The sequence below is a fragment of the Novosphingobium album (ex Hu et al. 2023) genome (assembly GCF_022832385.1).
Lineage (GTDB): Bacteria > Pseudomonadota > Alphaproteobacteria > Sphingomonadales > Sphingomonadaceae > Novosphingobium > Novosphingobium album.
This window is the reverse complement of sequence record NZ_JALHLE010000020.1, coordinates 24,654-48,882: the sequence shown is the minus strand read 5'-3', so window position 1 is coordinate 48,882 and position 24,229 is coordinate 24,654. Positions and strand designations below refer to the sequence as shown.

At 64.6% G+C, this 24,229-nt stretch carries 29 protein-coding genes; 19 read left to right on the top strand and 10 right to left on the bottom strand.

Annotated features, from left to right (window positions below; genetic code table 11):
* Nucleotides 1-29: 29 nt before the first annotated feature.
* Both MTR64_RS13625 and pgi read right to left on the bottom strand, forming a co-directional pair.
* On the bottom strand, nucleotides 30-2,306 hold the full coding sequence (locus MTR64_RS13625; RefSeq protein WP_243994633.1) for a S8 family peptidase: 2,277 nt from the start codon (nucleotides 2,304-2,306) through the stop codon (nucleotides 30-32).
* A gap of 133 nt (nucleotides 2,307-2,439) precedes the next feature.
* The gene (gene pgi / locus MTR64_RS13620) at nucleotides 2,440-3,960 is read right to left on the bottom strand and encodes a glucose-6-phosphate isomerase (RefSeq protein WP_243994632.1); all 1,521 of its coding nucleotides are present in this window, start codon (nucleotides 3,958-3,960) and stop codon (nucleotides 2,440-2,442) included.
* A gap of 146 nt (nucleotides 3,961-4,106) precedes the next feature.
* On the opposite strand from pgi, the gene lepB reads away from it, so the two are divergent.
* From lepB to MTR64_RS13600, 4 genes are all read left to right on the top strand, one after another.
* Entirely contained in the window at nucleotides 4,107-4,958 is an 852-nt protein-coding gene (gene lepB, locus MTR64_RS13615; protein ID WP_243994631.1) for a signal peptidase I, read from the top strand.
* A gap of 13 nt (nucleotides 4,959-4,971) precedes the next feature.
* Nucleotides 4,972-5,640: a ribonuclease III gene (gene rnc / locus MTR64_RS13610; protein WP_243994630.1), complete on the top strand. Its 669-nt coding sequence runs from the start codon at nucleotides 4,972-4,974 to the stop codon at nucleotides 5,638-5,640.
* A 130-nt stretch (nucleotides 5,641-5,770) separates the two neighbouring features.
* Nucleotides 5,771-6,664 carry a GTPase Era gene (era, locus tag MTR64_RS13605; protein ID WP_243994629.1) on the top strand — a complete coding sequence of 298 codons (894 nt, stop codon included), beginning with the start codon at nucleotides 5,771-5,773 and terminating at the stop codon, nucleotides 6,662-6,664.
* A complete protein-coding gene (locus tag MTR64_RS13600; RefSeq protein WP_243994628.1) occupies nucleotides 6,664-7,698 on the top strand; it encodes an SGNH/GDSL hydrolase family protein in 1,035 nt (344 codons plus the stop codon). The genes era and MTR64_RS13600 overlap by 1 nt, the downstream gene beginning before the upstream one ends.
* Here the strand turns inward: MTR64_RS13600 and recR are convergent.
* Entirely contained in the window at nucleotides 7,673-8,269 is a 597-nt protein-coding gene (gene recR / locus MTR64_RS13595; RefSeq protein ID WP_243994627.1) for a recombination mediator RecR, read from the bottom strand. The two genes, MTR64_RS13600 and recR, sit on opposite strands and share 26 nt — an antisense overlap.
* A gap of 58 nt (nucleotides 8,270-8,327) precedes the next feature.
* Between recR and fmt the strand changes: the two genes are divergently transcribed.
* On the top strand, nucleotides 8,328-9,236 hold the full coding sequence (gene fmt, locus MTR64_RS13590) for a methionyl-tRNA formyltransferase (RefSeq protein ID WP_243994626.1): 909 nt from the start codon (nucleotides 8,328-8,330) through the stop codon (nucleotides 9,234-9,236).
* Between the two features lie 107 nt (nucleotides 9,237-9,343).
* Here fmt and MTR64_RS13585 read toward each other — a convergent pair whose 3' ends face one another.
* Entirely contained in the window at nucleotides 9,344-9,868 is a 525-nt protein-coding gene (locus MTR64_RS13585; RefSeq protein ID WP_243994625.1) for a cupin domain-containing protein, read from the bottom strand.
* Nucleotides 9,869-9,966: 98 nt separating this feature from the next.
* On the opposite strand from MTR64_RS13585, the gene truA reads away from it, so the two are divergent.
* On the top strand, nucleotides 9,967-10,713 hold the full coding sequence (gene truA / locus MTR64_RS13580) for a tRNA pseudouridine(38-40) synthase TruA (protein WP_243994624.1): 747 nt from the start codon (nucleotides 9,967-9,969) through the stop codon (nucleotides 10,711-10,713).
* A 143-nt stretch (nucleotides 10,714-10,856) separates the two neighbouring features.
* Here the strand turns inward: truA and MTR64_RS13575 are convergent, their stop codons facing one another.
* Both MTR64_RS13575 and MTR64_RS13570 read right to left on the bottom strand, forming a co-directional pair.
* Nucleotides 10,857-11,510, bottom strand: coding sequence for a glutathione S-transferase family protein (locus MTR64_RS13575; protein WP_243994623.1), 654 nt, complete (start codon nucleotides 11,508-11,510; stop codon nucleotides 10,857-10,859).
* A gap of 28 nt (nucleotides 11,511-11,538) precedes the next feature.
* Complete coding sequence (locus MTR64_RS13570; RefSeq protein WP_243994622.1) at nucleotides 11,539-11,979, bottom strand: helix-turn-helix domain-containing protein; 441 nt, start codon at nucleotides 11,977-11,979, stop codon at nucleotides 11,539-11,541.
* Between the two features lie 348 nt (nucleotides 11,980-12,327).
* Here MTR64_RS13570 and MTR64_RS13565 point away from each other — a divergent pair, with 348 nt between their 5' ends.
* Nucleotides 12,328-12,753, top strand: coding sequence for a hypothetical protein (locus tag MTR64_RS13565; protein WP_243994621.1), 426 nt, complete (start codon nucleotides 12,328-12,330; stop codon nucleotides 12,751-12,753).
* A gap of 81 nt (nucleotides 12,754-12,834) precedes the next feature.
* Here MTR64_RS13565 and cobS read toward each other — a convergent pair whose 3' ends face one another.
* Both cobS and MTR64_RS13555 read right to left on the bottom strand, forming a co-directional pair.
* Entirely contained in the window at nucleotides 12,835-13,827 is a 993-nt protein-coding gene (cobS, locus tag MTR64_RS13560; RefSeq protein WP_243994620.1) for a cobaltochelatase subunit CobS, read from the bottom strand.
* Between the two features lie 96 nt (nucleotides 13,828-13,923).
* Nucleotides 13,924-14,622: a winged helix-turn-helix transcriptional regulator gene (locus tag MTR64_RS13555; protein WP_243994619.1), complete on the bottom strand. Its 699-nt coding sequence runs from the start codon at nucleotides 14,620-14,622 to the stop codon at nucleotides 13,924-13,926.
* A gap of 63 nt (nucleotides 14,623-14,685) precedes the next feature.
* Here MTR64_RS13555 and MTR64_RS13550 point away from each other — a divergent pair, with 63 nt between their 5' ends.
* The 7 genes from MTR64_RS13550 to MTR64_RS13520 all read left to right on the top strand — a co-directional run bounded on the left by MTR64_RS13550 (nucleotide 14,686) and on the right by MTR64_RS13520 (nucleotide 18,949).
* Nucleotides 14,686-15,360: a glutathione S-transferase family protein gene (locus MTR64_RS13550; protein WP_243994618.1), complete on the top strand. Its 675-nt coding sequence runs from the start codon at nucleotides 14,686-14,688 to the stop codon at nucleotides 15,358-15,360.
* A 2-nt stretch (nucleotides 15,361-15,362) separates the two neighbouring features.
* On the top strand, nucleotides 15,363-16,160 hold the full coding sequence (locus MTR64_RS13545) for a VOC family protein (RefSeq protein WP_243994617.1): 798 nt from the start codon (nucleotides 15,363-15,365) through the stop codon (nucleotides 16,158-16,160).
* Between the two features lie 64 nt (nucleotides 16,161-16,224).
* Nucleotides 16,225-16,851, top strand: coding sequence for a glutathione S-transferase family protein (locus MTR64_RS13540; RefSeq protein WP_243994616.1), 627 nt, complete (start codon nucleotides 16,225-16,227; stop codon nucleotides 16,849-16,851).
* Nucleotides 16,848-17,351, top strand: a complete 504-nt coding sequence (locus MTR64_RS13535) for a VOC family protein (RefSeq protein ID WP_243994615.1) — start codon at nucleotides 16,848-16,850, stop codon at nucleotides 17,349-17,351. Before MTR64_RS13540 ends, MTR64_RS13535 begins: the two co-directional genes overlap by 4 nt.
* Nucleotides 17,348-17,998 (top strand): glutathione S-transferase family protein, encoded by a 651-nt coding sequence (locus MTR64_RS13530; RefSeq protein ID WP_243994614.1) that lies wholly within the window; start codon nucleotides 17,348-17,350, stop codon nucleotides 17,996-17,998. Before MTR64_RS13535 ends, MTR64_RS13530 begins: the two co-directional genes overlap by 4 nt.
* Nucleotides 17,999-18,011: 13 nt before the next feature.
* Nucleotides 18,012-18,476 carry an SRPBCC family protein gene (locus tag MTR64_RS13525; protein ID WP_243994613.1) on the top strand — a complete coding sequence of 155 codons (465 nt, stop codon included), beginning with the start codon at nucleotides 18,012-18,014 and terminating at the stop codon, nucleotides 18,474-18,476.
* Complete coding sequence (locus MTR64_RS13520) at nucleotides 18,473-18,949, top strand: GFA family protein (protein ID WP_243994612.1); 477 nt, start codon at nucleotides 18,473-18,475, stop codon at nucleotides 18,947-18,949. Before MTR64_RS13525 ends, MTR64_RS13520 begins: the two co-directional genes overlap by 4 nt.
* Before the next feature lie 9 nt (nucleotides 18,950-18,958).
* On the opposite strand, the gene MTR64_RS13515 is transcribed toward MTR64_RS13520, so the two are convergent.
* A complete protein-coding gene (locus MTR64_RS13515; protein ID WP_243994611.1) occupies nucleotides 18,959-19,861 on the bottom strand; it encodes a LysR family transcriptional regulator in 903 nt (300 codons plus the stop codon).
* Between the two features lie 109 nt (nucleotides 19,862-19,970).
* Here MTR64_RS13515 and MTR64_RS13510 point away from each other — a divergent pair, with 109 nt between their 5' ends.
* Complete coding sequence (locus MTR64_RS13510) at nucleotides 19,971-20,837, top strand: sterol desaturase family protein (RefSeq protein WP_243994610.1); 867 nt, start codon at nucleotides 19,971-19,973, stop codon at nucleotides 20,835-20,837.
* A 34-nt stretch (nucleotides 20,838-20,871) separates the two neighbouring features.
* Here MTR64_RS13510 and MTR64_RS13505 read toward each other — a convergent pair whose 3' ends face one another.
* Complete coding sequence (locus MTR64_RS13505) at nucleotides 20,872-21,462, bottom strand: J domain-containing protein (RefSeq protein ID WP_243994609.1); 591 nt, start codon at nucleotides 21,460-21,462, stop codon at nucleotides 20,872-20,874.
* 39 nt (nucleotides 21,463-21,501) lie between these two features.
* Here MTR64_RS13505 and MTR64_RS13500 point away from each other — a divergent pair, with 39 nt between their 5' ends.
* The 4 genes from MTR64_RS13500 (at nucleotide 21,502) to nusB (ending at nucleotide 24,226) form a co-directional block, all read left to right on the top strand.
* Nucleotides 21,502-21,774 (top strand): BolA family protein, encoded by a 273-nt coding sequence (locus tag MTR64_RS13500; RefSeq protein ID WP_243994608.1) that lies wholly within the window; start codon nucleotides 21,502-21,504, stop codon nucleotides 21,772-21,774.
* 66 nt (nucleotides 21,775-21,840) lie between these two features.
* Nucleotides 21,841-22,494, top strand: coding sequence for an ATP phosphoribosyltransferase (hisG, locus tag MTR64_RS13495; protein ID WP_243994607.1), 654 nt, complete (start codon nucleotides 21,841-21,843; stop codon nucleotides 22,492-22,494).
* Entirely contained in the window at nucleotides 22,494-23,783 is a 1,290-nt protein-coding gene (gene hisD / locus MTR64_RS13490; protein ID WP_243994606.1) for a histidinol dehydrogenase, read from the top strand. Before hisG ends, hisD begins: the two co-directional genes overlap by 1 nt.
* The gene (gene nusB / locus MTR64_RS13485) at nucleotides 23,780-24,226 is read left to right on the top strand and encodes a transcription antitermination factor NusB (protein WP_243994605.1); all 447 of its coding nucleotides are present in this window, start codon (nucleotides 23,780-23,782) and stop codon (nucleotides 24,224-24,226) included. Before hisD ends, nusB begins: the two co-directional genes overlap by 4 nt.
* Nucleotides 24,227-24,229: the final 3 nt, after the last annotated feature.

Sequence of the window (24,229 nt, the reverse complement as noted above, 5' to 3'; positions counted from 1 at the left end):
TCACAAAGCCGCAAAAGGCGAGCATGCCGTTACGGCAGTGTAAGCTGCCAGGTCCCGAGGGCGCGGACGTCGCTCGCGTCGGCATTGCCGGCAATCCCCACCCGCAATTGCGAGTGCTGTCCGCCACGCTGGAAGCCCAGCGTAAGCAGCGGATCGATGCGTCCCGTGAAGCCGACACTCCGATTGCTGAAAAGCAGCGAACGGCTGGCCAGATCGTAGCTTGAACCCACGGTATAGACCCCGCTGCCGGATACGACAGCCAGAGGCTGCACGACGCCGAAGCTGACCCGCCCCTTCAGTAGCGGACGGCTGGCTGTCACGCCGAAACGGTTCGTGACAAGGGTATCGGCATGGGTCAGCAGCATGTCATTCGCCAGCTTGAGCCGTGTCGCCCCCATGCTGACGTAACCGTTGAGTGTCCACTTGCCCAACCTGGCCTGATGCGAGGCTTCGACGAACATTGTCTGCGCGCCGTCGCCGAAGCGCAAGGCGCCGCTTCCCGTAGGCGTGCCGAACACGACCCCATTTTCATCCAGAATCCCGGCCTTCAACCGGGCCCCCGCCTTACCCCACGACACGACTGCGCCACTCGCGGAGCCGTATCCTGCGTTGCCGCCGACGGCCTCCAGACCGAGTTGCCCGCCGGCAAACGGATGGCGCACGCCTACCGACATGTCAGCCACCGGCGAATAGGCGAACACCGCATCCGAACTCGGCGCAAGCCCCATGAACTCGTCCGTGACAGAATCGCTCGAATTGAGCGAGGCCATGAACCACGCCTTGCCGCTGCGCACCGAAATCTGGCCATTGGTCAACATGGTACGCACTTCATCAGAACCCGGCCCTGTACGCAGGCTGGTGAACCCGACGCTCGCCTTGACTTGTGGCGTCACCAACGAAGCCGAACCTGCGTTCGCCTGCACCTCCACCCGCCGGTCCAGCCATGCACGGTCACTGCCCGGCCTGACGACCAGTCCCGACAGATTGCCCGCAAAGTCGCGCCCATAAGCGTCGAGCACTGTCACGCTGCCCAATGCCCGGCGGGCAAACCCCGCAGTGCCCACGGCTGGCGGCACGACCATAACCGATCCCTGTGCGGCGGTCTGCGTCACGCCATTCGACAAGGTAGGGTCAACCGGGGAAAGCGCGGCCTGAACGTCGACAAGGCCATGCCCGAAGACCGGATCGACGCCCGCCGCACCGATATCGCGCGCGGTGTTTACGATCACCTGCCCCGCTTCGATCCCCGAAAGTTGCGGCCATTTGCTGAGGATCAGCGCGGCAAGCCCGCTCACCTGCGGAGTGGCGGAACTGGTCCCACTGAACCACACGAGCGACCCATCAACCGCCTGCGTGGCATTGGTGCCCATCGCTGCGACGCAGTTGTTCATGGCCGTCGTGCCGCACTGATTGGAATAATCTGCCAGCTCATAGCTTGTCTGCGTGTCCGCCAGCGCGACGACGAACAGCCAGCTTTGCGAGTTTGCCGAATTGAGGTCCAGATAGCCGTCCGCATTGGCCGCGCTTTCGTTCCCCGCTGCGTTGACGAACAGACCGCCGGTTTGCTGATAATCAGCCACGGCCTGTGCCCAACCGGGGCTGGGCGTCGCGGGATCGACCTTGGAGATCGAAGCGTTGATGACCTTGATGCCCTGGCTGCCGGCATAGTTCATCGCTTCCGCCAGCCCGATACCCAGGGTTTCCTGATCATCCGGATTGGTCGCATCGAGATCGATCTCGCTGATACGCAGCGCCACGATCTCCGCGCCCGGCGCGATGCCCTGAACGCCAGTGCCGTTGTTGGCCGCGGCAATGACGCCGGCGACCATCGTGCCGTGATCGGAGTAGTCGTCACCGATCACGTTGCGATCCGTGGTCACTCCGTTCTGCGTGACAGTACCATAGTCGCGGCTGAGGCTGGAGATCTTGCCCGCAAGTTCGGGCACTTCCTTGACGCCGTCATCGAGCACGGCGACCTGCACGCCCTGCCCGGTCCAGCCGTTGTCGAGGGCATAGAGCGCGTTGACATACTCGAACGAGACGTAGTTGCGTCGGTATTCCGTGTCATCCTCGGCCGACCGGACCGGCTGCTGGCCCTGCGGCACGATCACATAGCCCGCTGGCGGAGAGACGCTCGGGGTCGGGGTAGGCGCCGGGGTTGGCGTCGGAGTGGGGGTAGGAGCAGGCGTTGGCGTCGGCGCAGGTGTAGAGTTCACCGTCCCGCCGCCGCCGCCACAAGCCGCCAGCGCCAAAGTCAGGACGCCCGCCGCCACCGAACCGCGCCAATTCATCAATGCCCTTGCCATGGGCGTCCCCTGTTCCCAGTTCTACCGGCGCGCCCTTCCTTTCGTGAAGTCGCGCGCCGGATCACAATGGACGGGTATCCCTTCCAAGTCGCTAATTTTCGCCCATCGAGGGCTGTATGGGGGCAGCGACCGGCTACTTTATCCCCGCCAGTTCGAGCAGCGCCTCTGTCGAGGGGTCAAACGCGGTACCTCCCGTCTCGATCTGCTTGGCGATTTCCTTGCCCAGTTCGACGCCGAACTGGTCGAAGGGATTGATGCCCATCAGCACGGCATTGGCAAAAGTGCGGTGCTCATGGAACGCGATCAGCGCCCCGAACGTGGCCGGGCTCACTTCATCCAGCAGGATCGTAGCTGAGGGCCGGTTACCGGGATATGCGCGCGCCGGATCATCGCTCTGCTTGCCGGCCATCAGCGCAGCCCCCTGCGCAAAGCAGTTGGACAGCAGAATCCGGTGATGCGCGAAGGCGAGATCGTGGCCCGGAGCGATCGACGCGATGAAATCGACCGGAACGAGGTTCGTCCCCTGATGGAGCAGCTGGAACACCGCATGCTGGGCATCGGTACCCACTCCACCCCAGGTAATCGGCGCGGTCGGACCATCGACGGGCAATCCGTCCGCCTTCACGCTCTTGCCGTTCGATTCCATTTCGAGCTGCTGCAGGTAGTCGGGCAACAGCGCAAGCCGCTCGTCGTAAGCAAAAACGGCGCGTGTCTGGCAGCCGCGGAGCCGGGTGTAATACTGGTCTGCGAAGGCCGCGCGCAGCGGCAGGTTGGCCATGCCGTCAGTATCGCGGAAATGCTCGTCCATTGCCGCGGCACCCGCGAGGAACTCCGCGAAATCGGGCCAGCCCAGTGCCATTGCCACCGGGAACCCGATAGAAGACCACAGCGAATAGCGCCCACCCACGCTTTCCGAGAATGGCAGAATTCGGGTTTCGTCGATACCCCATTCCATCGCCTTTTCCGGCGAGGCCGTCAGCGCGACGACGCGGCCATAGGGATCATCAACGCCATTTTCGCGCAGCCATACGATCGCGCTTTCGGCGTTGGTCATCGTTTCGATGGTGGTGAAGGTTTTCGAGGCGACCGCGAGCATGGTCGTGGCCGGATCGCACGCCGCGAACACCTGCTCGAGTGCGCAGCCGTCGATGTTGGATACGACGTGGACATCGACCATCGCCCCGTCGCGCGCCAGAGCATCAATCGCCAGCGCCGGTCCGAGCGCCGATCCGCCGATGCCGATGTGAATCAGATGCTTCACCTCTCCCATCGCGCCCCGGTGGATGGCTTCCACGATGGCCGCCATCCGGTGATGATTCTCGTGTGCTAGCGCTACGCTCTCTTCCTTGCCGACACCACGCTGGGCGGTGTGTTCGGCCGCGCGGCCTTCGGTGGGATTGACGATTTCACCCGCAAAAAGAGCGGTGCGGCGGCCGGTGAAATCCATGGCGGCAGCCAGTTCCTCGAACGCCGCGACGTGCGCCGCATCGAGATGGGTCTTCGACCAGTCGAACCTGATCGCACAGGAGTTTTCCTCGTCGCCAAGCTCGAATGCAGTGGCGTAGGTGACAAGACGGTCAGGGTCATCCGCGAAGAGCTGGACCAGCTGTGGTTTGTCCAGGCCCCTCAACTTGTTCCAGACCGCTTCACTCATACGTCGTAACTCCTGCAAACAGATGGCTGCTTTATGCGGTTTGGTTACCTTAAATCCAAGCCCGAGTTGTTCAAATGTCGATCCCTGTTATGTCTTGGGCGGGATCGCACTTGACGTGAGGCACCGTGGGTAACAAGGGTTTGCGGATGAGCGACACCCCCAGCGCGAGCGAAAGCCCGACCGCACAGCCCTCTGCCGGAAAGCCTGCCGAAACGCACGGGAAGAAGGACGAAGGGTTCTTCTCATTCCTGTTCTGGCTGGTGCTGGGCGTAGTGGTCCTGCGCAGCTTCATCATCTCGCCGTTCAATATTCCCAGCGAATCCATGCTGCCGCGGCTGCTGGACGGAGACTATCTGTTCGCAACCAAGTGGTCCTACGGCTACTCGAAGTACTCGCTTCCGTTCAGTGCTCCGCTCATTCCCGGGCGCGTACTCGCCAGCCAGCCTGAGCGTGGCGACGTGGTGATATTCAAGGCTCCTCCGGGCAACGACGTCGACTATATCAAGCGCGTCATCGGCCTTCCTGGTGACGAAGTGCAGATGAAGGACGGACAGGTATGGCTCAATGGCAAGCCCGTTCCCAAGGAGCCGGTGGCGGACTTCGTGGTGCCGGTCACGCCCAACACACATTGCTATACACCCGAATTCGAACGCACCGCTCAAGATGGCACCGCCTCCTGCCACTACCCGCAATTCCGCGAGACTCTTCCCAACGGCAAGAGCTACAACGTGCTCGATCTGGGACGCACGCCGCAGGATGACACCGGCGTATTCATCGTACCCGAGGATCACATGTTCCTGATGGGCGACAACCGCGACAATTCGCTCGACAGCCGCTTCCCGGCTATCGAGGGTGAAGGCATTGGCATGGTTCCGCAGGGCAACCTGGTCGGCAAGGCCGCGTTGATGATGTTCTCCACTGACGGTTCGGCCGAATGGCTCAAGCCCTGGACCTGGTTCACCGCCGCGCGCTGGAGCCGTATCGGAGGCACGTTCTAAGTGCTTCACGAGCATGCTTGACGGCAAGACCCGCGCCTTCCTGACCCGGCATTCAGGCCACGCGCCCGCCGACGAAGCACTCTGGCTCGCGGCACTGACCCATGGCTCCACCGGCGAAAAGCGCAACTACGAACGGCTCGAGTTCCTGGGTGACCGGGTGCTGGGCCTTTCCGTGGCGGAATGGCTGTTCCAGAACAGCGAAGAATCCGAAGGGCGGCTTTCGCAGCGCCTGAACGCGCTGGTCAGCCGCGCGACCTGTGCGCACATTGCCCGCGATATCGGCCTCGGCCCGCACATGCGGCTGGGCAAACAGGCGCGAGACGACGGCGGCGAGGATTCGGACAACATCCTGGGCGACGTGATGGAGGCGATGATCGGCGCCTGCTTCACCGAGCACGGCTTCGCTGCAGCACGCGACATGGTTCGCGGCCTGTGGGCGGATACTCTCACCGGCAAGACCGGGAAGCGCAAGCATCCCAAGTCGGCACTGCAGGAATGGGCCGCCGGCAACCGCCGCCGCATGCCCGAATACCGCCTCGTCGACCGTTCCGGCCCTGATCACGCCTCCCGTTTCACCGTCGAGGTAAGCGTGCACAACGTAGGCTCCGCGCAAGCGACCGCCAATTCCAAGCAGGATGCCGAGACGCAGGCGGCCGAGGAATTCATGAGGAAGTTCGCTTGAGTTTTCCGCCGTGTGCAGGCATTCTCAGCCCAGCCCGGAATGAGCGGAGCATGGCCGGAAGACCATGTCCGCGCCTGTCGGGTGAGAGGCCATCCTCCCAACGACATCACGAACAGGACCATATCCAAGCATGACCGAAAAATGCGGTCTCGTCGCCGTCATCGGTGCGCCCAATGCGGGTAAATCAACGCTGGTCAACGCCCTCGTCGGGCAGAAGGTGGCGATCACCTCGGCCAAGGCGCAGACCACGCGCGCGCGTCTGATGGGCATTGCGCTGGAAGGCGAAGTACAGATCATCCTCGCCGATACACCCGGCATTTTCGCGCCCAAGCGCCGGCTCGACCGCGCGATGGTCGCCGCTGCATGGGAAGGCGCGCAGGAAGCCGACGCAATTCTGCTGGTGGTCGATGCCGTCAAGCAGCGCCGCCATGAACTGGAGCCCTTGCTGGAAACACTCAAGGACCGGCCGGAACGCAAGCTGCTGGTGCTCAACAAGGTGGACGCCAGCGCAAAGGAGCCGCTGCTGGTACTGGCGGAAGAACTCACCGGTAAAGCGGCGTTCGACGAGGTGTTCTTCGTCTCGGCGCTATCCGGCGACGGCGTGCCCGAGCTTAAGTCCCGGTTGGCCGAGCTGATGCCGGAAGGCCCCTGGCACTATCCCGAGGATCAGGTCTCGGACGCTTCCGAGCGCCTGCTTGCCTGCGAAATCACGCGCGAGCAGCTCTACAAGCAGCTCCACGACGAACTGCCATATGACACTGCGGTCCGCCCGGAGAGCTACACTCACCGGCGTGACGGCTCGGTGGAAATCCGTCAGCAGATCGTCGTCGCGCGCGACAGTCAGAAGGCAATCGTGCTGGGCAAGCGCGGCGCCAAGGTCCGGGCCATCGGCGAAGCGGCGCGGAACGAACTGGCCGAAATCCTGGGCCACAAGGTCCACCTCTTCCTGCACGTGAAGGTAGAGGAAAACTGGGCCGACGCCCGCGACATCTTCGAAGAAATCGGACTGGACTGGGTGAAGTGATGAAGACGTTTTTCGTTTCCGCTTCGGCCAGTACCGCGTTGCTGCTTGGCTTCGGAACCGCTCTTACCGCCGTGGCGAAGGAAGCGGACATCGCCGAGGCCGCCGCAACTGTCGAACAGGGGCTTGAAGGCGCGAAATATGTGGCGATGGGGTCGTCCTACGCGGCCGGTCCCTTGCTTCCTCCGGGCAAGCCGGGCGCGCCCGCTCGTTGCGGGCAGAGCCTCAACAACTATCCCACACTGCTGGCCGAACGCTTCGGCATGGTACTGATCGACCGCAGCTGCTCAGGCGCGACGACTAACCATATTCTCGGCCCCTGGGGTGACATTGCGCCGCAGGTCGACGGGATCACGCCTGATACACGGCTGGTCACTGTCACCATCGGCGGCAACGACCTCAACTATGTCGGCAATCTCTTCAACGCAACTTGCGACTTCAACGCAAAAACCCTTGCGGCATCGGGCGCAAAGCCCAAGCCCTGCGCGCCGGTCAAGGTGCCTACCGAAGCCGACTATGCCCGTGACGAGGCGCAACTGAACGAGATCGCCCGCCGCGTGCGTGCCGCTGCGCCGGAGGCCCGGCTGGTGTTCGTGCAATATCTCGCGCCCCTGCCGCCTGCAGGTTCGCTATGTGCCGTTACCCCCGTCAGCGAAGAGAACGCCACGATCATTCGCGAAATCGGCAGGCGGCTTGCCGAAATCACCGGCCGGGTCGCCCTGACCAATGGCGCCCTCGTTGTCGAAATGAACCAGGCCTCCGCCACGCACACCCCGTGTGATCCCGAACCCTGGATGATCGGCTCGCCGCAAGGCTACGATGGCAAGCAGGGATTGCAGTGGCACCTCAACAAGGCCGGGATGCAGGCCACCGCGGACGGTATCGCCTACTGGCTGATTCAGGCAGGGATCACGCCGGGCATCCCCGTCACGCCGGTTCCGAACACCACAACGCCAGAGCCCACAGCACCTGAACCAACGCCCGCGCCCGAAGAGGGCATGGCGCCGGTGGTCATCCCAGAGGCCGACGCGCCCTGATCGCCTGGGCCAGCGTGCCCTCGTCCAGATAGTCCAGCTCGCCGCCAACCGGGAGGCCGTGCGCGAGCTGGGTCACGCGCACCGGATAGGCCTCAAGCCGCTCGGCTATGTAGTGCGCCGTGGTCTGGCCTTCGAGCGTGGCGTTCATCGCCAGCAGGACTTCGTCGATCCCGCCATCACCGATACGCTGGAGCAGGCGGTCGATGGTCAGGTCCTCCGGCCGCACACCGTCAAGTGCGGAGAGCCGCCCACCCAGCACGTGGTAGCGCCCGGTGAACAGCCTGGCCCGGTCCAGCGCCCACAGGTCCGCCACTTCCTCCACCACGCAGATCGAGCGCATATCGCGGCGCGGGTCAGTGCAGATGCCGCAGGGATTGGCGGTATCGACATTGCCACAGGTCTCGCATTCCACCAGCGTCTCGCGCACGGCGGCCAGCGCATCGAGCAGCTGCACCAGCGCCGTCTCGCGCCGCTTGATCAGCCAGAGCACGGCGCGGCGGGCCGAGCGCGGGCCAAGGCCGGGCAGGCGCGACAGGGCGGCGGTGAGCGTCTCGATCTCTTGCGATGCCATGCCTAGGCAGATAGGGCCTCGCGAGCCCAAGCGAAAGACACCCGGAGACTTCCCCACAATGCGCATCATCTTCATGGGAACCCCCGATTTCGCAGTGCCCGCGCTCGTCGCGCTGGTGGAGGCCGGGCACGAAGTCGTCGCCGCCTACAGCCAGCCCCCGCGTCCCGGCGGGCGGCGGGGCAAGGAACTGACCCCCTCACCCATCCACAAGGAAGCCGAGGCGCGCGGGATCGAAGTGCGCCATCCCGTCTCGCTCAAGAGCGCCGAGGAGCAGGCCGAATTCGCCGCGCTGGAGGCCGACGTCGCGGTGGTCGCGGCCTACGGCCTGATCCTGCCGCAGGCGATTCTCGATGCGCCCCGACTCGGCTGCCTCAACATCCACGCCTCGATCCTGCCGCGCTGGCGCGGGGCGGCGCCGATTCAGCGGGCGATCCTGGCGGGCGACCCCACCACCGGCGTCACCATCATGCAGATGGAGGCCGGGCTCGACACCGGCCCGATGCTCTCCACCCTGCGCACCACCATCGACCGCAAGACCGCCGGCGAACTGACCGCCGAGCTGGCGGACAAGGGCGCCCGCCTGCTGATCGACACCCTGCGCGACCTCAAGGTCCACCGCCCGGTATCCCAGCCCGAGGATGGGGTTACCTACGCCAGGAAGATCGACAAGGCCGAGGCCCGGATCGACTTCTCGCAGAGCGCCGACGCCGTGGAGCGCCAAGTCCGCGCCTTCATGCCCGCTCCGGGGGCCTTCTTCGAACTCGGCGGCGAGCGCTACAAGGTCCTTGCCGCCGATGTGGCCGAGGGCTCGGGCGAACCCGGCACTGCCCTCGACGATGCCCTCGCCGTGGCCTGCGGGTCGGGTGCCATCCGCGTCAGGCGCATCCAGCGCGCCGGCAAGCCCGCGATGGACACAGCCGATCTGCTGCGCGGGCGGCCGATCCCGGCGGGGACGCGGCTCGGCTGATCCGACCCAAGTTCCGCTCGGCCTGAGCCTGTCGAAGGCCCATTCGCTGCGTGCGGGCCTTCGACAGGCTCAGGCCGAGCGGGGTTGTGAGAGACCACCATCAGGCCTCACGCCTTCTCCCACACCTTGCGCACCGGGGGCTGCTCGTCGGCCCAGCTCCTGCTCGCCTCGCGCATGGCGTCGACGGTCTTTTCCCAGGCCTCCATCGGCTTGTCCTTCACCTTGATGTTGAAGCTGCCGGTGTTGCGGAATTCGAGGATCTCCACGCCTTCGGGCCCGGCGGTATAGGCATAGGGCACCTCGGCGCCGACGAAGAAGCCGTCGCCCGCTTCCAGCACCTGCGTGCCCATCCGCACCGATCCGGCGACGATGTAATAGAGGCAGTCGCTGTCGTGGGTGTGCAGCGGCAGCGGGAAGTTGCTCTTGAACCACAACCGGGCGAGGCTCATGTTCTCGCGGCGGTAGGGCACGTCGTTATACTCGCCCCTCGCCTCCACAGCCTCGGCGAAGCGGGGCTGCATCGCGGCGAGATTGGGCGCCTCGCCCTCGTAGGTCATGCAGCCGCATTTATCGAGGCTGGGCGCGTCGGCCCCGCGGAAGATCTCGAAACGGCGGTCTTTCGTGTCGGCCATCACCGGCTCCTTTCCCATAACCGCGCCATGGTGCCATCGCCCCGCCTCCGCGCCAAGCCGTTTGCAGGATCGCGCCAGTCCTGTATCGGCGAGGCGGAATGACCCGCTTTGCCCTCACTCTCGAATTCGACGGCAGCCCGTTCATGGGCTTGCAGCGGCAGGCGCATGGCCCCTCGGTGCAGCAGACGGTCGAGGACGCGGCCCATGCCGTCACCGGAGAGGACGTGCGCATGCACGCCGCCGGGCGCACCGACACCGGCGTACACGCACTTGCCATGCGCGCCCATATCGACGTGGCCAAGCCCTTCACCCCCTTCCGCCTGATGGAGGCGCTCAATGCCCGGATGCGGCCGAACCCGGTAGCGGTGACCGCCTGCGAGGCGGTGCCGGACGACTGGCACGCCCGCTTTTCCTGCGTGGGCCGCGCCTATATCTACCGCATCGTCAACCGCCGAGCGCCGCTGACGCTGGAGCGCGGCAAGGCCTGGCAGGTCGCCAAGCCGCTCGATGCCGAAGCCATGCACCGCGCCGCGCAATACCTGGTCGGGCGGCACGATTTCACCACCTTCCGCTCGGTCCACTGCCAAGCGCAGAGCCCGCTCAAGACGCTCGACCGGCTCGACGTCCGCCGCGAGGGCGAGCAGATCCTGATCGAGACCGAGGCGCGCAGCTACCTCCACCATCAGGTCCGCTCGATGACCGGCTGCCTTGCCATGGTCGGCATGGGCCGCTGGCGCGAGGAGCAGGTGCGCGAGGCGCTGGAAGCGCGCGACCGGCAGGCCCTTGGCCTCAACGCCCCGCCCGACGGGCTTTACTTCGTGCGGGCGGTCTATCCGGCGGACTGAATTCAACCCGCATTCCGTTTGCCCCACACCCCGCTCGTCCTGAGCTTGTCGAAGGACGCTGGCGCAGCGCCCGGGCCAAAACCCTTCGACAAGCTCAGGGTGAGCGGAGTGGGATTCGGGTTTCACGGTCCGCTAGCTGCGCCTCACCCGCCCCCACTCGCCTCGAACACTGCCCGCTGCGCCGCGAAGGCGCGCTGGAAGGCCGGGCGGGCCTCGGCGCGCGCGACATAGGCGGCAAGCGTGGGATAGCCATCTAGCAGTCCGGAGCTGCCCAGCCTGCGCAGCACGGTGACCATCTGCAGGTCCCCGGCAGAGAACGCGCCGTCCACCAGCCATTCCGCCTCGCCCAGACTGGCCGCCAGCGCATCGAGGCGGGCGCAGATGCGGCTTTCGAGCAGGGGCTGGCGCGCCGCGTGCCATGGCTCGCTCGCTTCGAGGAACCCTGCCGTCTCGCGGTCGAGCACCGGCGGCTCCATGGTGCTGAGCGCTGCAAAGAGCCACGCGATCGCCCGCCCCCGCGCGCCGGGCTCTTCGGGCAGCAGGCCCGCGTGGCTCTGCGCGATGTGGAGCACGATGGCGCCCGATTCGAACAGCGCCACGGTGCCGTCCTCATAAGTGGGGATCTGGCCGAAGGGCTGCAGGCCCAGATGCGCGGGCTCCTTCATCTCCGCAAAGGAGACGAGGCGCACCTCATAGGGCCGGCCCACTTCCTCCAGCGCCCAGCGCACCGGCATGTCGCGCGCCATGCCCCGCCCGCGATCGGGACTGGCGGCAAAGGCCGTGATCGTCACGGGCATCGCGGTTGTCCTTTCCTGCTCCCCGGCCTCATAAGTTGACACCCGGTTGACACGGGTGACACGGTCCAGAGGAAAAACCTGTCACCTTGGGCCTTACGGTGTCACCTTGTGCCGGAAACGTGTCACCTTGCACGCGGGAAGTGTCACCTTGTGCGCCGGACCTGTCACCTTGCATTCGCAATGTGTCGCCTTGCGGCACCCATGTGTCGCCTTGCGCGTCATAGCGCAGCCCGGCCTGCCGCATCTCCGTGCCGATCTGCAGCGCCTCGTCCCAGACCTTGGCGAAGTCCGGCGGGAGGCGGCGGCGCAGGCGATAGGCCGACTGCCGGCTTACCCCCACCGCCCGCGCCGCCGCCGCGACCGACCCGCCCGCCGCCAGTGCGCGCAGGAACAGGTGGATGCGGGGCCGGCTCCAGCGGTACTCGGCATTGGAACGGCGGGGCGGACGGGGGTGCGCGGTGTGGGGCATCCGGGGAGGATACCGCAGGCGGGGGTGTGTAGGAAAATGGGTTTAACGCTGGCTGCTCTTTGACAACTTTTTCGACCTAAATCCTGTCTCGTGGAAACAATTGTTTGGGTTTCCAATGCAGCTCGCAGCCCGATTGTTTGCGTGCATTCAGTTCCCGTATCTCGACAGGATCCGACAAGCGGCCGAACAGTGCTCGTCAAAGCTTGACTAAGTTGCGCATAGCGCGGGTAATAACCAATTCATGGCATCTCACCATTATAGCACCTGCCTGAGGAGGTCGACATTCAGACACCGTTACACCCCGACAACATCAGTTCTTGGAAAGGAAAGTACATAGAAGAGTTTGCAATGGCGGAAATGGTCGTCGCTGAAGCGCTCGCTACTCTTTCTGAAATTGCTTCTAGCGGAGCCCGGAGCCTTTTGCCTCATTTGGTAGGTCAGCGATTTGAAGCACTAAGAGCCGTCGTTGGTTCGAACGGCCCTTTGAGCGATGTGGGGTGCCGAGTAGCTGACGTTTTGGAGGAATTTTACGAATTCCATCGTTATCGAACTTATTTGTGTCACGGGGTCAGTGATTTATCATTCGGTCACAATGGGGATTGGCTCATTACCCTTCACATGACGAACTTCAGCGCCGGAATAATTAAGCGCAGCAACGTGAGTATAACGGCTACTCAAGCAGCTCTGCTGCTGGAACAACTCCGCTCTGCTCGTCAACGTTTGGATGGGCAGCTTCGAGGCATGCTCGCGGCACTTAACAGGATGCAACGTTGAAATGCGTTTAGAACACGCATCGACGCTACACCCAAGCAGAAGTAGCGCACCGCTGACATCCCGCAGAGAGAGTCTCCCCCCTCAAGCCTTGCCGACAACGCTCTCCGGCAGGTCCTGCCCGAACACGCGCTGGTAGTATTCGGCGACCAGCATGCGCTCGGTCTCGTCGCACTTGTTGAGGAACGAGAGGCGGAATGCGAAGCCGACGTCCTTGAAGATCGCCGAATTCTGCGCCCAGGTGATCACCGTGCGCGGGCTCATCACGGTCGAGATGTCGCCGTTCATGAAGCCCTGGCGCGAGAAGTCGGCCACCTTGACCATCTGCGCGATGGTGCCCGCGTCGATCTGCGGCACCTTTGCGGTGACGATGGCGACTTCGGTCTCGGCCGGCAGGTAGTTGAGGCCGACGACGAGGTTCCAGCGGTCCATCTGGCCCTGGTTGATCTGCTGGGTGCCGTGGTAGAGGCCCGAGGTATCGCCGAGGCCCACCGTGTTGGCGGTGGCGAAGAGGCGGAAGTGCTTGTCAGGCCGGATCACGCGGTTCTGGTCGAGCAGGGTCAGCTTGCCCTCGGTCTCCAGAATGCGCTGGATCACGAACATCACGTCCGGGCGGCCGGCGTCGTATTCGTCGAACACCAGCGCCACCGGGTGCTGCAGCGCCCAGGGCAGCAGGCCCTCGCGGAATTCGGTGACCTGGAGGCCATCGCGCAGCACGATCGCGTCGCGCCCGATCAGGTCGATGCGGCTGATGTGCGCGTCGAGGTTGATGCGGATGCACGGCCATTTCAGGCGGGCGGCGACCTGCTCGATGTGGGTCGACTTACCGGTGCCGTGGTAGCCCTGCACCATCACGCGGCGGTTGAAGGCAAAGCCCGCGAGGATCGCCAGCGTGGTATCCGGATCGAAGACGTAGGTCTCGTCGAGATCGGGCACGCGCTCGTCGGCCACCGAGAAGGCGGGAACCTTCATGTCGATGTCGATCCCGAAGGTCTCGCGCACGTCGAGTTCGATGTCGGGCGCGGCCAGAACGGTGGCGTCGCGGTTTTCGGCTTTGGAGTAGGCAGAGTCAGTCATCGCGGTTACCGCCTAAAGGACGCGGCGCTGCATCGCAATAAGCTTTGGCGGTATGGCGGCTTGACCTGTTCTTAAAAGCGGGGGTGCAGGGGACGGTCAGCCGCCCACCTTCTCCGGCATCGCGAAGAGATCGAGGAAGCGCTGCACCGTATCCGGATCGCCGGAGACCTTGAGCTTGTTACCCGCCTCTCCAGGCGTCTTCTTGCCGTAGAATACCGGCAGGAAGTCCGAGGGACTCTCCGCGCTGAAACGGATATCGGGCGACATCATGCCATCGCCCGCGGGGTGGATCGACAGACCGTCATGCCGCACGCGCCCGGCGAAGTGGTCGCCGCCCACATCGAAGGCCACCCATGCCTCCAGATCGCCGATCTTCTTCGGGTCCAGCAAGGTGCGCATCGAGAGCATCAGCGAAACCGGGGTGAGCGGCAACGCGGGGTTGTGCTGCGGCGAGCGCAGCGCCCAGCGGCCGAGTTCCTGCAGGACTTTCTCCAGCCCGCGCCCCCATTCGGTCAACTGGTAGACCTGCGCCGAGGACGGCGGCGGCAGCTGCGCCTTCTCGACAATGCCGAGGCCCCGCAGGGTCTCGAGCCGCTCGGTCAGCGTCTTGGCGCTGAGCACGGGCAGGCTGGCGCGGATGTCACTGAACCGCCGCCCGCCCAGCATAAGCTCGCGAATCACCAGCAGCGTCCAGCGTTCGCCGATCAGCTCCATGCCGAAAGCGGCGGCGCAGGCATCGCCATACCATTTGCCGTGAACGGCCCGACCTGTATCAGTTTCTTTTTGCAACTTCATGGTTGCTTTTCGTAACCCATGAGGCACCGTAAGGCAATATCGATTCGCACTGGGGAGATCACGATGCCGGTCCAGACTGCCGCAACCACTCTCGTTTCCGCTTTCGACAACGTGCCCGGTTTCGCCAAGGGGCTCGTCCGCGACCTCCGTGTGCGCTGGGCGCTGGAGGAGATCGGGCGCGACTATGCGCTGCACTATCTCGATGCAATGAAGCCCAAACCCGACGGCTATCACGACTGGCAGCCGTTCGGGCAGGTCCCCGCCTTCGACGACGGCGAATTGCGGCTGTTCGAAAGCGGCGCGATCCTGCTCTACCTGGGCGAGCAGGACGAACGCCTGCTGCCGCGCGATCCGGCGCAGCGCTGGGCCGCCACGAGCTGGCTGCTGGCCGCGCTCAACAGCGTCGAGCCGGCGCTGATGCAGATCATCAATCTCGATTTCTTCTTTGCCGGGCAGCCCTGGATTCCCGACGCCCGGCCTTCGTTCGCGGCCCTGGCCGAGCGGCGGCTCAGGAGCACCGAGGCGGCGCTGGGCGAGCGCGATTGGTTCGCCGGGACCTTCTCCATCGCCGACATCATGATGGCCTGCGTCCTGCGCAACCTGAACCATACGGACATGCTGGCCGCCTTCCCCGCCCTCACCGCATTCAAGGCCCGCGCCGAGGCGCGCCCCGCCTTTCAACGCGCGCTGGCGGACCAGCTTGCCGGCTATCGCGAACCGGCCCCCACGGGAGAATGACCATGGCCAATCCAACAGGCAGCTTCATCTGGTACGAACTGATGACCAGCGATCCTGATGGTGCCGCAGCCTTCTACGGCGACGTCGTAGGCTGGACTGTCAGCAGCGGGAGCGCGCAGGCGGCCGGCATCGACTACCGCCACATCACCCGCAGCGATGGCGGCAGTGCCGGTGGCATGCTGACGCTCAACGACGAGATGCGCGCAGGCGGCGCGCGGCCCTGCTGGCTGGGCTACATCCATGTCGCGGACGTCGATGCCGCCGTCGCGGCGATCGTGGCCGATGGCGGCAAGGTCATGATGCCGAAAATGACGATCGAGGTGGGCAGCTTCGCGCTCGTCACCGATCCCGAAGGCGTGCCGTTCTACGTGATGACGCCCATCCCGCCTGCGGGCGATCCGGGCGCGACGAGCGACGTGTTCTCGCCCATGGAGGCCCAGCACGTCCGCTGGAACGAATTGATGGCGAACGATCCCGATGCCGCAATTGCCTTCTACCAGAATCACTTCGGCTGGGGCCAGGAAGGCGAAATGCCCATGGGGCCGCTGGGCTCGTACCGCTTCATTCAGTGTGGCGGTGACGGCATCGGCGCGGTGATGGCCCGGATGCCTCAGGCCCCCATGCCGTTCTGGACGTACTATATTGGCGTTGACGACATCGATCGCGCGATCGCCGCCGTCAGCGCGGGCGGCGGCTCCGTGATCAACGGCCCGGACCAGATCCCGGGAGGCGAGTTCGCACTCAGCGGTGTAGATCCCCAAGGCGCCACGTTCGGCCTTGTTGGCCCTCGGCACAATTAGAGCGCCCCCTTGACGCGGGTGCATCGTTCTCCATACGTTCCTTTGAATTGCGGGAGGCAAAACGATGGCTGATTACACCTTCTACACTAACCCCATGTCGCGCGGGCAGATCGTCCGCTGGGCGCTGCATGAAGCCGGATCCGATTACGCACAGGTCCTTGTCGACTGGAAGGCCAAGTCTGCCGCGTTCCTCGCCGCCAACCCGATGGGCAAAGTGCCCACCCTCATCCATCACGCGGAGGACGGAGACCGGGTGGTGACCGAAGCGGCGGCGATCTGCCTCTATCTCGCCGAAATGCATCCGGAAGCGGGCCTGCTGCCAAATGATGCGGAAATGGCGGACTATTACCGCTGGACGTTTTTCGCCGCGGGGCCGCTCGATCAGGCCATCACCTCGCGCAGCTTCAAGTTCGAGCCAACGCCCGAGCAGGAGGGCATGGCCGGATGGGGTAATTTCGACCGGACGATCACCACGCTGGACGGCCATCTTTCCAAGGTGGAATGGATCTGCGGCGACCGTTTCACGATGGCAGACGTCTATGTCGGCAGTTCTGTCGATTTCGGGCTCAACTTCGGCATCCTGCCACCACTGCCATCCTTCGTGGCCTTTGCGGAACGCTGTCAGGCGCGCCAAGGCTACAAGGCTGCCAAAGCGGTCGACAACACCCTGATCGCGCAGATGAAGAAATGACCGCGCACGACGCCCCTGACAAGGCACGCCTCTGCCTCTGGTACGAAGGCACGGCGCAGGAAGCGGCGGAGTTCTATGCGGCGACGTTCCCGGGCACCCGGGTGACCGCCATCCAGCGCGCGCCCTGCGACTATCCCGATGGGAAGGAAGGCGCGGTCCTGGTGGCGGAATTCACCCTGATGGGCATCGAATGCATCGGCTTGAATGGCGGGCCGCAGTTCTCGCATTCGGAAGCCTTCTCGTTCCAGATCGCTACCGATACGCAGGAAGAGACCGATCGCTACTGGAATGCCATCATCGGTAACGGCGGATCCGAAAGCATGTGTGGCTGGTGCAAGGACAAGTGGGGCCTTTCCTGGCAGATCACCCCTCGGGCACTCAGCCAAGCCATGTGCGATCCGGACCGTGATGCCGCCCGCCGCGCGATGCAGGCGATGATGACCATGAAAAAGATAGACATCGCCGCCATCGAAGCGGCGCGTGCAGGAGAGACAGCTTGAGCCTCGAACTGTTCGGCCATCCCTTCTCGTCCTATACGTGGAAGGCGCTGATTGCGCTCTACGCGGCCGAGCTGGAATTCGAATTCCGCATCGTCGACGCGGAGCATCCCGACAACGTGGAGGTGGTCCAGTCCGCCGGGCCGCTCGCCAAGTTTCCGGTGCTGCGCGACGGCGAGAACATGCTGTTCGAATCGACCACGATCATCGAATACCTTTCGCATCACCATGCGTCCGACATGCTGATCCCCGCCGATCCGGACGCCGCCATCGGTATGCGCATGCTAGACCGGATGTTCGACAATTACGTGATGGAACCGATGTCGCAGGTGGTCCAGGAATACATCCGGGACGGCGAAAACCCAGACGAGGCACGTGTGGCGGAAGCACGCGGGAAGCTCGAACGCTCCTACGCCTGGCTGGAAGGCTGGCTGCAGTTCTATCCGCCCATGGACCACGTAACCCTGATCGAATGCGCGGCGGCCCCGGCCCTGTTCTATGCCGACTGGGTCTCTCCCATTTCCAGCCAGTTTCCGCGCCTCAGGCGCTGGCGCGCGCACTTGCTGCAGCTGCCTCCGGTAGCGCAGTGCGTGGAGGATGCCCGGCCTTACCGTCCGTTTTTCCCATTGGGGGCGCCAGACCGCGACTGAAGGAGAGAATGTCATGCCTGAGGAAGGCCAGAACAACGAATTGTCGATCACGCGCTTTATCTCGGCACCGCCATCCAAGGTCTGGGAAGTCCTGGCCAGGCGGCAGAACGAGTGGTGGTGCCCCAGGCCATGGCGCGCCGAAGTCGACGAGCAGGACCGCCGCGCCGGCGGCGTGTGCAACATGACATTCTATGGCCCGGATGGGGAAGAGATGCCGCAGAACGGGATCTACCTCGCATTCGACGAAGGCCGCCGTTTTGTGACGACGGATGCAGTGACTGCGGATTTTCAGCCTTCCGGCCCGTTCATGATAGGCATCTGGGAGATCGAGCCCGAGGGAGATGGCACCCGCTACACGGCCCGTGCCCGTCACTGGGACGCGGACACCCGCAAGCAGCACGAAGACATGGGCTTCATCGACGGTTGGACCATCTGCGCTGCCCAGCTGGCAGAGATCTGCGAAAGGGAAGCGGCATGAGCGCGGAAGGCGGCTGCGACTGCGGCAAGGTGCGTTACCGGCTGAAGGCTGAACCCATCGTCGTGCACTGCTGCCATTGCCGCTGGTGCCAGCGTGAAACCGGTGCCTCCTTTGCCCTCAATGCGGTGATCGAGACCGATGCTGTCGAATTGCTGGGCGAAGCGCCCGAACGGATCGACACGCCGTCCGCCAGCGGCAAGGGACAGGCCGTGTTCCGCTGTCCCTCCTGCAAGGTCGCGGTATGGAGCCATTACGGCGGTGCCGGTGAAAAGGCGGCGTTCGTCCGAGCAGGCACGCTCGACGATCCGGACGCCTGTCCGCCCGATGTGCATATCTTTACCGACAGCAAACAACCGTGGGTGGTGATCCCGGACGGCTCGGAGCAGTTCCCGGTGTTCTACTCCGGCAAGGACGTGGTGCGGATCTACGGTGAGGATGGCGCGGCGCGATGGAAGGCCTTGCGCAGCGGCTGACGCACCTTCTCAGGCGGGATCGCCAGCTTGCGCTGCAAGCGCGGTGACAGCTTTCTCAAAGGCATCGCGCAACCCCCGGGCAGCCGGTGAAATGCTGCGCCGGGCAAGCGAGTAGATCATCATGCGCATCCGGCGCGGTGCATCGCCTCCCGCATGAGGCAGGGCGCACAACGTACCGGCTGCCAATTCCCGCCACACCGCATAGGCTGAGGTCCGCCAGATGGCATCGGTACCCTGAGTCGCTGCAACCAGCGTGTTGAAATCCTCGATGATATGAGCCGTCCCGGTTTCGGCGGGCTGCATGGTGGATGGCGCCATCAGGCCGGTGCTGCTGGACAGGAGCACAGGGTAGGGCTTGCCGTCATCCTGCCCGGACAGCAGCGGATGGCCGGGACGAACCACTTGCGTGATCGGAAATGCCCCGAGCGACTCCGCACGAATGGCATGACTTTCCGGCACTTGCCCTTCTGCGCTCACGAAGAACTCGATCTCGCCACCCAGCAGCAGCGGCCAGAGCGCATTGACGTTGCGAACCACCACATCGTTGGCAAGATCGGGCAAGGTCGCGATGCGTTCGGCAAGGATCGCGGGAAGCAGCGCATGCGCAGGCAGTGGCGCCAGACCGAAGCGGATACGACCGGTTCCGCCCGCACGCATCAGATTGACCTGACGCTCAAGATCCCCTGACGCGGCAAGCAGATCGGCCGCCATGGCAACAACCTCGCGGCCCTGCTCCGTGGGAAGCACGCCTGCCCGGTCACGATCGAAGAGACGGACCCCAAGGCGCGATTCGAGCGCCTGTATCGCCCTGCTGAGCGCGGATTGCGACATGCCCAGATCCTCTGCGGCGCGTGCGAAGGAGCGCCGCCGATCAACCGCGATGAGATAGGTAAGTTGTCTCAGGTCCAGCATTATGATGCATCCTTTGCATCATTTCTGTCGTAACAATGTATTGAATGCAATCCCATTCAGCATCACTCTGCGCGGCATAAGTTCCGTCAGGACGCGTGGGAGAAATGCGATGATGATGTCGGCTGTAACCTGGTCTCTTGCGATCACGGGCACCGTGCTCGCCGCCGAGATAGTCGCCGGGCGGCACAAGGGTATCTACACCCGCGACGAGGTACTGCTCAACACATCCTGCATCTCGATCGGTTTGCTGCTGCGTCCGTTCGGCGCGGTCGTCCTCTCTACGATTGTTGGCCTTGCCCTGCCCGCGGGCAAGGGTCTGCTGGCAGGCGCCCCGTTCTGGCCGGCGTTCATCGCGCTTTTGCTTCTCGCCGAAGGCGCGAACTACGCCGTTCACCGCGCATGCCACGAAGTAAAGGGATCGCGCGTCCTCGACTGGCTCTGGCGGATGCACCGCACCCATCACACGGCGCGGTATGTCAACGTGCTGCTGAACTTTCGCGTCAGCCCGTTCTGGGGGCTGGTCGGCGGACTGCCGTGGGTGGCGACGCTGGGCTTCTACCTGGGCATGACCGATGCCACCGGCGCGATGCTGGGTGTGTTCATGCTGTGGGGCATCGTCACGCACAGCGATTTCCGCTGGGACGACACCTTGCGCAACAATCGCTTCACCGCGCCCTTTTTCCGGGCATTCGAGCACGTTGTCATCACGCCGGGCGTGCATCACACGCATCACGGCTTCGGCAAGAACGGCGCCAATTACCGAAATTACGGCGTGTTTCTCGCCATTTACGACTGGATGTTCGGCACGCTCGTGATCCCCTCGGCCCGGCCTGCGCGGTACGGCCTGCCAGGCAATCAGCCGCACTGGATGGATGACGCCCTCTCGCCGTTCAAGCTCGGAACGATCATCGAGCGCCAGCGCGAGAATCGAGGACCGATCGGACACAACGTTCAGGTTGCAACCGCAGAAGAATAGAGCTTCCAGAATATCGGAAAAGCGGCAGCGCGGCCTATGTCAGCGCCGCCGCCTTCCTCACTACCTGATAGGCTTCCACCACCATCTGCAACCGCTCCGAATGGCTGTGGTCGCCGCCGTTGTGATCCGGATGATACTGGCGCAGCATGCGCGTGTAGCGCAGGCGCAAGCCCTTGCGGTCAATGCTTCCGTCGAGCCCCAGCACTTCGAGTGCGGCTCTTTCCGCAGGCGTGAAGCGCGCGTTCTCAGGCTTCATGTCCGCCTGACGGCGCTTCACATGCGCGCGGGCACGGCCGCTGATCGCTTCCAGCGGATCCGAAAAGTCCGCCCAGCGCGGGGCGCCATCGACACCGGCATCGGGCCGGAAGGCGCGGGTCTGCGTCTCCCAGCCGTGCAGCGGCGACTGGGCGCGAAAGATCTCCTCCGCGTCCATGCCGTCGAAGTAGTCGTAGCCCGCATTGAATTCGCGAACATGCCCAAGGCAGAACCAGCGATAATCGCCCGGCCCGTCGAAACCGGCCGCACGCCCGCCCGGCGCGCGGAACTCGCCCGCCTCCTCGCACCCCGGCCAGCTGCATTCGCGCCCACCGGATTCTGTGCGTCCATGAAATCTTTGCTGTCTCACCGGCTTCAAGATGGGGGATCGAGCTCCTAAATGGAAGACATGACCGGACCCCTCGCACAGGAAATGCGGCAGTTGCTCACTGCCGCGTTCGACCCCGCCACGCTCGACATCATCAACGATTCCGCCAGCCACAGCGGCCATATGGGCGATGACGGCACCGGCGAATCGCACTTCACGATCGTGATCGAGAGCGCGAAATTCGATGGCGTCTCGCGCCTGCAGCGCCAGCGCATGGTCAATGCGGCGCTAGGCGACCTTCCCGGAAACCGCGTCCACGCCATCGCCATCAAGGCCCGCGCGCCGGGCGAATAACCCCGGTTACTGTCATCGGGCATCGCGTGTTGCCCTTTTGCCGCTTGCGCCCTAAATGCGCGCACCATGCCGAAACCGCTGACATTTGCCGTGCCCAAGGGGCGTATCCTCGACGAGGCGTTGCCGCTGATGGCGCGCGCCGGTGTTGTGCCCGACGCTGAGTTCCACGACAAGAAATCGCGCGCGCTGTCTTTCGCCTGTGAGAACAGCGACATGCGCCTGATCCGCGTGCGCGCTTTCGATGTCGCGACCTTCGTCGCGCACGGCGCCGCGCAAGTCGGCATCGTCGGTTCGGACGTGGTCGAAGAGTTCGCCTATTCCGACCTCTACGCGCCGGTCGATCTCGACATCGGGCACTGCCGTTTGTCGGTGGCCGAGCCCGTGGGCGAAGTGGGCGGCCCCCTGCCCTCGCACCTGCGCATTGCCAGCAAGTACCCGAACCTCACCCGCCGCCACTTCGAGAAGCTGGGCGTGCAGGCCGAGGTGGTGAAGCTCAACGGCGCGATGGAACTGGCGCCGTCGCTGGGCCTGTCGAGCCGGATCGTCGATCTCGTTTCCACCGGACGCACGCTCAAGGAGAACGGGCTGGTCGAGACGAGCCGCATCCTCGATATTTCCGCGCGGCTGATCGTCAACCGCGCCGCACTCAAGACCGACGAGCGCGTGGCCGCGCTGGTCGAGGCGTTCCGCGCGCTGGTGAGCGAGAAGGCTGCCGCGTAATGTTGCGGCTGTCCTCCAATGATCCCGGCTTTGCCGAGGCCTTCGCCCGCGTCGTCGCCGACCGGCGCGAAAGCGCGGTCGATGTCGCTGCCGACGTCGCAGCCATCCTGCAGGACGTGCGCGAGCGCGGCGATGCGGCTCTCGGTGAACTGACTGCCAAGTTCGACGGCCACGATCTCGACCAGAGCGGCTGGCAGGTCGATGCGGAGACCTGCCGCAAGGCGTTCGGCGATCTCGATCCCACGCTGCGGTCCGCGCTGGAGCTCGCAGCGGAGCGCATCCGCGCCTACCACGCCGCCCAGCTACCTGAAGATCGTGACTATACGGATGCCGCTGGTGTCCGCCTCGGCGCGACATGGCGGGCAGTCGACGCCGCCGGACTCTATGTCCCGGGTGGACGCGCGGCCTATCCCTCCTCGATGCTGATGAACGCCATTCCCGCCAAGGTCGCGGGCGTGGAGCGGCTCGTCGTAGTCACCCCGACGCCCAAGGGCGAAGTGAACCCGCTGGTCCTCGCCGCCGCCCATCTTGCCGGTGTCGATGAAGTCTGGCGCGTGGGCGGGGCCCATGCCGTGGCCGCGCTCGCCTATGGTACAGAGCGTATTTCGCCGGTCGACGTGATCACCGGACCGGGCAATGCCTGGGTCGCCGAAGCCAAGCGCCAGCTCTACGGCGTCGTTGGCATCGACATGGTGGCCGGCCCCAGCGAAATCCTCGTGATCGCCGATGCACAGAATGAACCGCGCAAGATCGCGGCCGACCTGCTTAGCCAGGCCGAGCACGATCCGACCTCGCAGTCGATCCTGATCACCGACGATGCGGCCTTTGCCGATGCCGTCGAGCAGGCCGTGGAAACCGAACTGACCGCCCTGCACACGCAGGCCACGGCACGCGCCAGCTGGGAAACCAACGGCGTGATCATCGACGTTGCCAGCTTTGCCGAGGCTCCCGCGCTGGCCAATGCGCTGGCCGCCGAGCACGTCGAGATCGCCACCGACGATCCCGAGGCGCTGATGAAGCAGATCCGCCATGCCGGGTCCGTCTTCCTCGGCCGGATGACCCCAGAGGCCGTCGGCGACTATGTCGCCGGACCCAACCACGTGCTGCCCACCGGGCGCCGTGCGCGGTTCTCGTCGGGGCTCTCGGTTCTCGATTTCATGAAGCGCACCAGCTTCATCCAGCTCGATTCTGCGGCGCTGGAGGCCATTGGCCCCGCCGCCGTGGCCCTTGCCGATGCGGAAGGGCTTCCCGCGCACGCGCGCTCCATTTCCGTAAGGCTCGGCCAATGACCATTTCCAAGAAAGCCCGCACTGCAGCCCGTCTCGGTGCGGTTCAGGCGCTCTACCAGTTCGAGATGGAAGGCACCCCGCTGCCCACCCTGCTCGACGAGTTCCATCGCCACCGCCTTGGCGCTGTGATCGACGACGAACAGTACCTGAAGGCCGAAGTGGCCTTCTTCGACGATGTCGTGAAGGGCGCCATCGCGCGGCGCGAGGATATCGACGATCTGCTCGGCAACAAGCTGGCCGAAGGCTGGTCGCTCAAGCGCCTCGACAAGACCATGCTGCAGATCCTGCGCGCCGGGACGTACGAACTGATGGCCCGGGCCGACGTGCCCGCCGCCGCCGCAATCAGCGAATACGTCGACGTCGCCCACGCCTTTTTCCAGCCGCGCGAGGCGAAGTTCGTCAACGGCGTGCTGGATGCCGTCGCAAAGGCAGTTCGTTCCTGATGC